Origin of the sequence: Hominimerdicola alba (assembly GCF_900112155.1) — a bacterium.
Classification (GTDB): Bacteria; Bacillota; Clostridia; order Oscillospirales; family Ruminococcaceae; genus Hominimerdicola; species Hominimerdicola alba_D.
Genome location: NZ_FOKQ01000082.1, coordinates 1 through 5,399, shown reverse-complemented (window position 1 = coordinate 5,399; position 5,399 = coordinate 1). Strand labels below are relative to the sequence as shown.

The following is a 5,399-nucleotide window of genomic DNA, read 5'->3' as shown; positions in this document are numbered from 1 at the left end:
ATAAAACCCGTAAATTATGAGCAGAGCAAAAAGCGGAATTATCGTACAAAATACGGCAGACCCGAGAATATGGAATACCACGAAATGGGCGATATTTTCGTATGCAAAGCCGGCAGGATACTTTGGAGAGTCGGGACTAAACACGAAAAAAGCAAGACGGGATTCGTTTCCGAAAAAGCTTTGTACAGATGTGAAAGCTGCGAAGGTTGTCCCTACAAACAGAACTGTACAAAAGCAAAAGGAAACAAGACGCTGGCTATATCGCATAAGTTCAAAGAACTGAGAACAGAAAGCCTGGAAAATATAACGACCGAATTCGGAAAACAGCTCAGAATGAACCGAAGCATACAGGCTGAAGGCGTATTCGGAGTGCTGAAACAGGATCATGGCTTCAGAAGATTCCTGTGCAGGGGCAAAAACAACATCAGAACTGAGTTCCTTTTGCTGGGACTTGCATACAACATAAAGAAGCTTTTTGCTAAGATCTCAGAAAACCGACTTGGAATTTCTCTTTTTGAACTGAAATCAGCATAAAACCAGCAGAACATTACACCCCCGAGTCCTCTTTTTTGAAGAGGGCTTGGGGGTGTGCGCACTGAAACAGTTTATTTCACCAGTAAATATGTTTTTTTACTCTGATGTTCGGATATGGTTAGAGGGTGCTGCGATTGCAACACCCCCATAATTATTTAAGATATGATCAATTACTTGATCATGCTAGCGATCTCGTCTGCGAAGTTCTCTTCCTTCTTCTCAACGCCCTCGCCTCTCTCGAAACGAACAACTTCAGCGATAGTGATGCTGCCGCCCAGCTTCTTAGCCTCAGCTGCAACGTACTCCTGTACGGAAACCTTGTCGTCCTTTACGAAAGCCTGCTCCAGCAGACAGTTCTCCTTGTAGTACTTGCCTACCTTGCCTTCAACGATCTTAGCTCTTACCTGCTCAGGCTTGTTAGCCATCTTAGGATCCTCAGCCATCTGAGCCATCATGATCTCCTTCTCCTTCTCAAGTACCTCAGCGGGAACTTCATCTCTCTTGAGGTAAGCAGGATTCAGAGCTGCGGACTGCATAGCTACATCCTTACCGATTGTCAGAACAGCGTCATCCTTGATATCAGTATCCATCTTAACCATAACGCCGATGCTGCCGCCGTTGTGAACGTAAGAAGCAACAGTACCCTCGATTCTTACGAAACGACGGATAACGATATTCTCTCTGATCTTCATGCCAGCCAGTTCGGTCAGAACTTCGTCAACAGTCTTGTCGCCGCCGCTGATAGTAGTAGCCTTCAGAGCGTCAACGTCAGCAGGGTTCTTCTCAACGATGGTGTTAGCAACGCTAGCAGCGAAAGCCTTGAAATCATCGGTGTTAGCAGCGAAGTCAGTCTCGGTGTTGATCTCAACCATAACGCCTACGCCGTTGTTAACAACAGTAGCAACAACGCCCTCAGCAGCTGCTCTGCCGCTCTTCTTAGCCTGTGTTGCGAGACCCTTTTCTCTCAGTGCCTCGATAGCCTTATCCTGATCGCCGTCAGCTGCTACAAGTGCTCTCTTGCAGTCCATCATGCCGACGCCTGTTATGCTCATAAGTTCCTTTATAGCCTGAACTGTTACGTTAGCCATTTTAAATTCCTCCGATTCTGTTATTTTACTCACAACAAGGCAGACAAATCATCTTATTGCCTGCCTTGATTAATTCTGTATTAGTCAGCCGAGAAATTACTCAGCGTCCTCAGCCTCTGCCTTCTCAGCTTCCTCAGCAGCAGTAGCATCCTCGCCCTGTCTGCCTTCGATGATAGCGTTAGCCATGCAGCCAGCGATCAGCTTAACTGCTCTGATAGCGTCATCGTTACCGGGGATAACATAGTCAACATCGTCAGGATCACAGTTGGTATCTACGATTGCTACTACGGGGATACCCAGCTTCTTAGCCTCAGCTACAGCGATCTTTTCCTTTCTTGGGTCAACAACGAAGAGTGCGCCGGGCAGCTTCTTCATGTTCTTGATACCGCCCATGAACTTCTCGAGTTTCTCGATCTCGAGCTTCAGCTTGGTAACTTCCTTCTTGGGGAGCAGCTCGAAAGTGCCGTCCTCTTCCATTGCGTGCAGCTGCTCAAGTCTCTTGATTCTCTGCTCAATGGTCTTGAAGTTAGTCATCATACCGCCGAGCCATCTAGCGTTTACGTAGTGAGCATTAGCTCTCAGTGCTTCCTCCTTGATGGAGTCGCCAGCCTGCTTCTTGGTACCTACGAACAGTACCTCCTGGCCGTTTGCGGAGATCTCTCTGATGAACATATAAGCCTCTTCCAGCTTCTTAACTGTCTTCTGGAGATCGATGATGTAGATGCCGTTACGCTCTGTAAAGATGTAAGGCGCCATTTTAGGGTTCCATCTTCTTGTCTGGTGACCAAAGTGTACACCTGCTTCAAGAAGCTGCTTCATTGATACTACTGCCATGGTAGTAACCTCCTGTTTGGTTTAAAATTTCCGTTATACGGATGATACATAACCTCCGGACGATATTGCCGACTCAAACCCCGCAGAATGCCGCAAGCGACACATAGCATCAGATGATGCCATTACGCATAGGGACCAAAAGCCATACTTCGTCCGTGCGAATTACCATAATATTATAGCACACTTTTCTCGCGATTGCAAGTGTTTTTATCTCGATGTTTTTAACAAATTATCGACCTTGTATCTCGGCTCTTTTGAAGGTTTTGCTGTATCGCCTATATCTACTAATATAGTATCCTCACCTATAAGCCTGATATCACTGCATCTGATGACTACATCATCATCTCTGCCCATCAGCCCCAGAGCACGAGATCTTCCGTAGATTATTATGGATATGACCTTGCCTTCGGCGGTATCCAGCTCGATATCATCGGCATAGCCTATCTTTTCGCCGCTCCTTACATTAACGACTTCCTTGTTCCTAAGTCCAGAAAAACTGCATATCATACCGTTCCCCCCTTGCCGTATGTCATTCACACCGACTTTTACATTGTATAATGATATGCAGAAATCTTACGCCGTATAACCTGAGAACTTAATCATACACCATTCCCATGAATATCCCCACCATCATAGGGTAAACTTTCTGTAAAGGACTGCCAATTCGGGCAAAATAACCTTAACGGAGGACAAATATGCAATACAACAAAGTTGAGATAAGCGGAGTAAATACGGGAAATCTGAAAGTGCTGACGGAAGAAGAAAAGCAGGAACTTCTGAAACGAACACACGAAGGGGACAAGAAAGCCCGCGAACAGCTTATAAACGGAAATCTCAGGCTGGTGCTCAGCGTTCTGCAAAAGTATTCGTCCGGCAAGGAAAGTCCCGATGATCTTTTTCAGGTTGGTGTGGTGGGGCTTATCAAAGCCATCGACAATTTTGATGTGGGGCTGAACGTTAGATTTTCTACCTACGCAGTGCCGACAGCATAGGATAGTCGAAAATCACACCGAGTAGACTATATCTATATCCTCATCGGTCAGCACTATCCTGTCTATACAGGTGCGGAGTGCTCTGCGTTTTTCAGCGACAGTCATTTCATCCCACAGCCCTGCGAGATTTTCAAGAACTCCCCGCTTGTAGGCAAGTTCTTCCTCAACTGCCTTTGTTTGCTTTTCGTTCTCTATCGCGGCGGATATCTCGGCAAGCTGAGCCTTGTATTCGTTTATGGTTTCAAGCAGAACATCCTCACCTCCGCGGGCATAAAGTTCGTAGAGTCTTTTCAGCTTTCCCGCCGCGGTATCATACTTGCGTTTAAGCACTTCCTCTGCCGATATTTTTCTGTGACTGCCGCCATTTGCGGTTATGCTCCGCGTTTTCTCGAAAACATCTGCTATCACAGCATTCTCGACTTCGTCAGCATCATATCTCATGTTGACACAATCGGGGTCTTTTATCAGCGAAGGTTTGCTTTTCTGCTGTGAATAGCAGTATATTTTCAGCCCCTTGCCCCACTTTTGATAACGCATTTTCGCGCCGCATTTTCCGCAGACCATCAGACCTGTCAGCAGATAGGATGTGTTACCTGCCGTCCCACGGGAGCGTCTGCGCCTTTCTTCACGCACCCGACGCCATATTTCTTCATCGATTAGTGCTTCATGACAGCCCTCTACCACCTCGCCGCGAAAGCGTATCCGACCAAGATATGTTTCTCTGTCAAGTATAGCCGAGATGTGCTGGTCACCCGAAACATCGAACATACCCGCCAGCTGAGTTGTGGAATAGCCCTGAAGGTACAGCTGAAATATCTGCCTGACTTGCTCCGCTTTCTCGTTGGGGACAAGAGTGTTTTTCTCACGGTCATAGTTATAGCCGAAAGGCACCCGACCACCGCCCATCCACAGCCCCGATTTCACTCTCTCGTACATACCCATGCGTGTCCTTTCACGGATATTCTCCCTTTCGAGCTGGGCAAAGACAGAAAGTATGCCGATCATCGCTTTACCGTAGGGTGTCGAAGTATCAAAGTTCTCATTCAGCGAGATGAAAGCACAGCCGTTTGGTATGAATACATCTTCAAGCAGAAAGACTGTGTCCTTCTGGGAACGGGAAAGTCTATCAAGCTTATAGACCACAACCGCATTAATTTTACCCGACTTGATATCCGTGATAAGGCGCTTTATCTCAGGTCTGTCGATATTGCTGCCCGACCAGCCGCCGTCAATATAGAACTCATAATCCTCGATATCTTTCAGCTTGCAGTACTGCGCCAGCTTTTCTTTCTGTGCATCGACGGAATAGCCCTCTTCAAACTGCGCATCGGTGGATACTCTGATGTACAAAGCCGTCCTGCGTTTTTTCATCGGCTGTCCCTCCTGCGGGAGATTACTTCTCCCAAAAGGCCTGAAAGTTCGCGGTTTTGAATCTCAGTTCCGCGAGTAAGCTTTTCGCCCTTGCTGTCATAGGTATTTCTTATCCTCAGCATAAAATCACCCCGTGATATTATTGCCGTCGTATGCCACCGTAATCAGTCGCATAGAAATTTAATGGTTTGTGACCTTATCATCTATTGACTTACAATACAGAGGGTGATATAATCTTTATTCGGATAAATAGACAAGGATGATATGGAGCTTCCTGTAACCAAACAAATCAAGGGGTTGCAAAAAAGAACACCTCAGTGTAGAATGTAAATACTGACGATGCGAAAGTTAGTAATACAAACTACAGAAAGGTGTCCTCTATATGTATTATACACAAAATGAAAAGATTTTGCAAGTAGGAGAAGAAAAAATAATTGTCGGGATCGATGTAGGCAGCGAAAAGCACTATGCCAGAGCATTTGACTGGAGAGGGATGGAGTATTCAAAGAAGGCCTATGTGTTCACAAATGACGCAGAAGGATTCGCAGGCTTTTTTGAATGGATCACCGGGATCATGGAA

Annotated in this window: 6 protein-coding genes and 2 pseudogenes; 3 read left to right on the top strand and 5 right to left on the bottom strand. The window is 46.2% G+C overall.

What is annotated here, in order from left to right; translation table 11 throughout:
- A partial coding sequence (locus BM265_RS19220; protein WP_177219653.1) for a transposase occupies window positions 1-534 on the top strand: 534 nt, incomplete at its 5' end.
- 170 nt (window positions 535-704) lie between these two features.
- Here BM265_RS19220 and tsf read toward each other — a convergent pair.
- The 3 genes from tsf to BM265_RS19205 all read right to left on the bottom strand — a co-directional run bounded on the left by tsf (window position 705) and on the right by BM265_RS19205 (window position 2,963).
- Window positions 705-1,622: a translation elongation factor Ts gene (gene tsf, locus BM265_RS19215; RefSeq protein WP_074963526.1), complete on the bottom strand. Its 918-nt coding sequence runs from the start codon at window positions 1,620-1,622 to the stop codon at window positions 705-707.
- 96 nt (window positions 1,623-1,718) lie between these two features.
- Window positions 1,719-2,456, bottom strand: a complete 738-nt coding sequence (gene rpsB, locus BM265_RS19210) for a 30S ribosomal protein S2 (protein ID WP_024856846.1) — start codon at window positions 2,454-2,456, stop codon at window positions 1,719-1,721.
- Window positions 2,457-2,663: 207 nt separating this feature from the next.
- Window positions 2,664-2,963, bottom strand: coding sequence for a YlmC/YmxH family sporulation protein (locus tag BM265_RS19205; protein ID WP_074963525.1), 300 nt, complete (start codon window positions 2,961-2,963; stop codon window positions 2,664-2,666).
- A 188-nt stretch (window positions 2,964-3,151) separates the two neighbouring features.
- Between BM265_RS19205 and BM265_RS19200 the strand changes: the two are divergent.
- Window positions 3,152-3,439, top strand: a pseudogene (locus BM265_RS19200) (sigma-70 family RNA polymerase sigma factor); the annotation flags it as partial.
- 21 nt (window positions 3,440-3,460) lie between these two features.
- Here BM265_RS19200 and BM265_RS19195 read toward each other — a convergent pair.
- Together BM265_RS19195 and BM265_RS20965 are read right to left on the bottom strand one after the other, a co-directional pair.
- Window positions 3,461-4,819, bottom strand: coding sequence for a recombinase family protein (locus tag BM265_RS19195; RefSeq protein WP_074963524.1), 1,359 nt, complete (start codon window positions 4,817-4,819; stop codon window positions 3,461-3,463).
- Window positions 4,816-4,941, bottom strand: coding sequence for a hypothetical protein (locus BM265_RS20965; protein ID WP_278288308.1), 126 nt, complete (start codon window positions 4,939-4,941; stop codon window positions 4,816-4,818). The genes BM265_RS19195 and BM265_RS20965 overlap by 4 nt, the downstream gene beginning before the upstream one ends.
- Window positions 4,942-5,201: 260 nt before the next feature.
- Between BM265_RS20965 and BM265_RS19190 the strand changes: the two are divergent.
- Window positions 5,202-5,399, top strand: a pseudogene (locus BM265_RS19190) (IS110 family transposase); the annotation flags it as partial.

Excerpts from the sequence above, each read along its gene's own strand:
- BM265_RS19205 (WP_074963525.1), bottom strand. The coding sequence starts at position 2,963 with ATGATATGCAGTTTTTCTGGACTTAGGAACAAGGAAGTCGTTAATGTA.
- tsf (WP_074963526.1), bottom strand. The coding sequence starts at position 1,622 with ATGGCTAACGTAACAGTTCAGGCTATAAAGGAACTTATGAGCATAACA.
- rpsB (WP_024856846.1), bottom strand. The coding sequence starts at position 2,456 with ATGGCAGTAGTATCAATGAAGCAGCTTCTTGAAGCAGGTGTACACTTT.
- BM265_RS20965 (WP_278288308.1), bottom strand. The coding sequence starts at position 4,941 with ATGCTGAGGATAAGAAATACCTATGACAGCAAGGGCGAAAAGCTTACT.
- BM265_RS19195 (WP_074963524.1), bottom strand. The coding sequence starts at position 4,819 with ATGAAAAAACGCAGGACGGCTTTGTACATCAGAGTATCCACCGATGCG.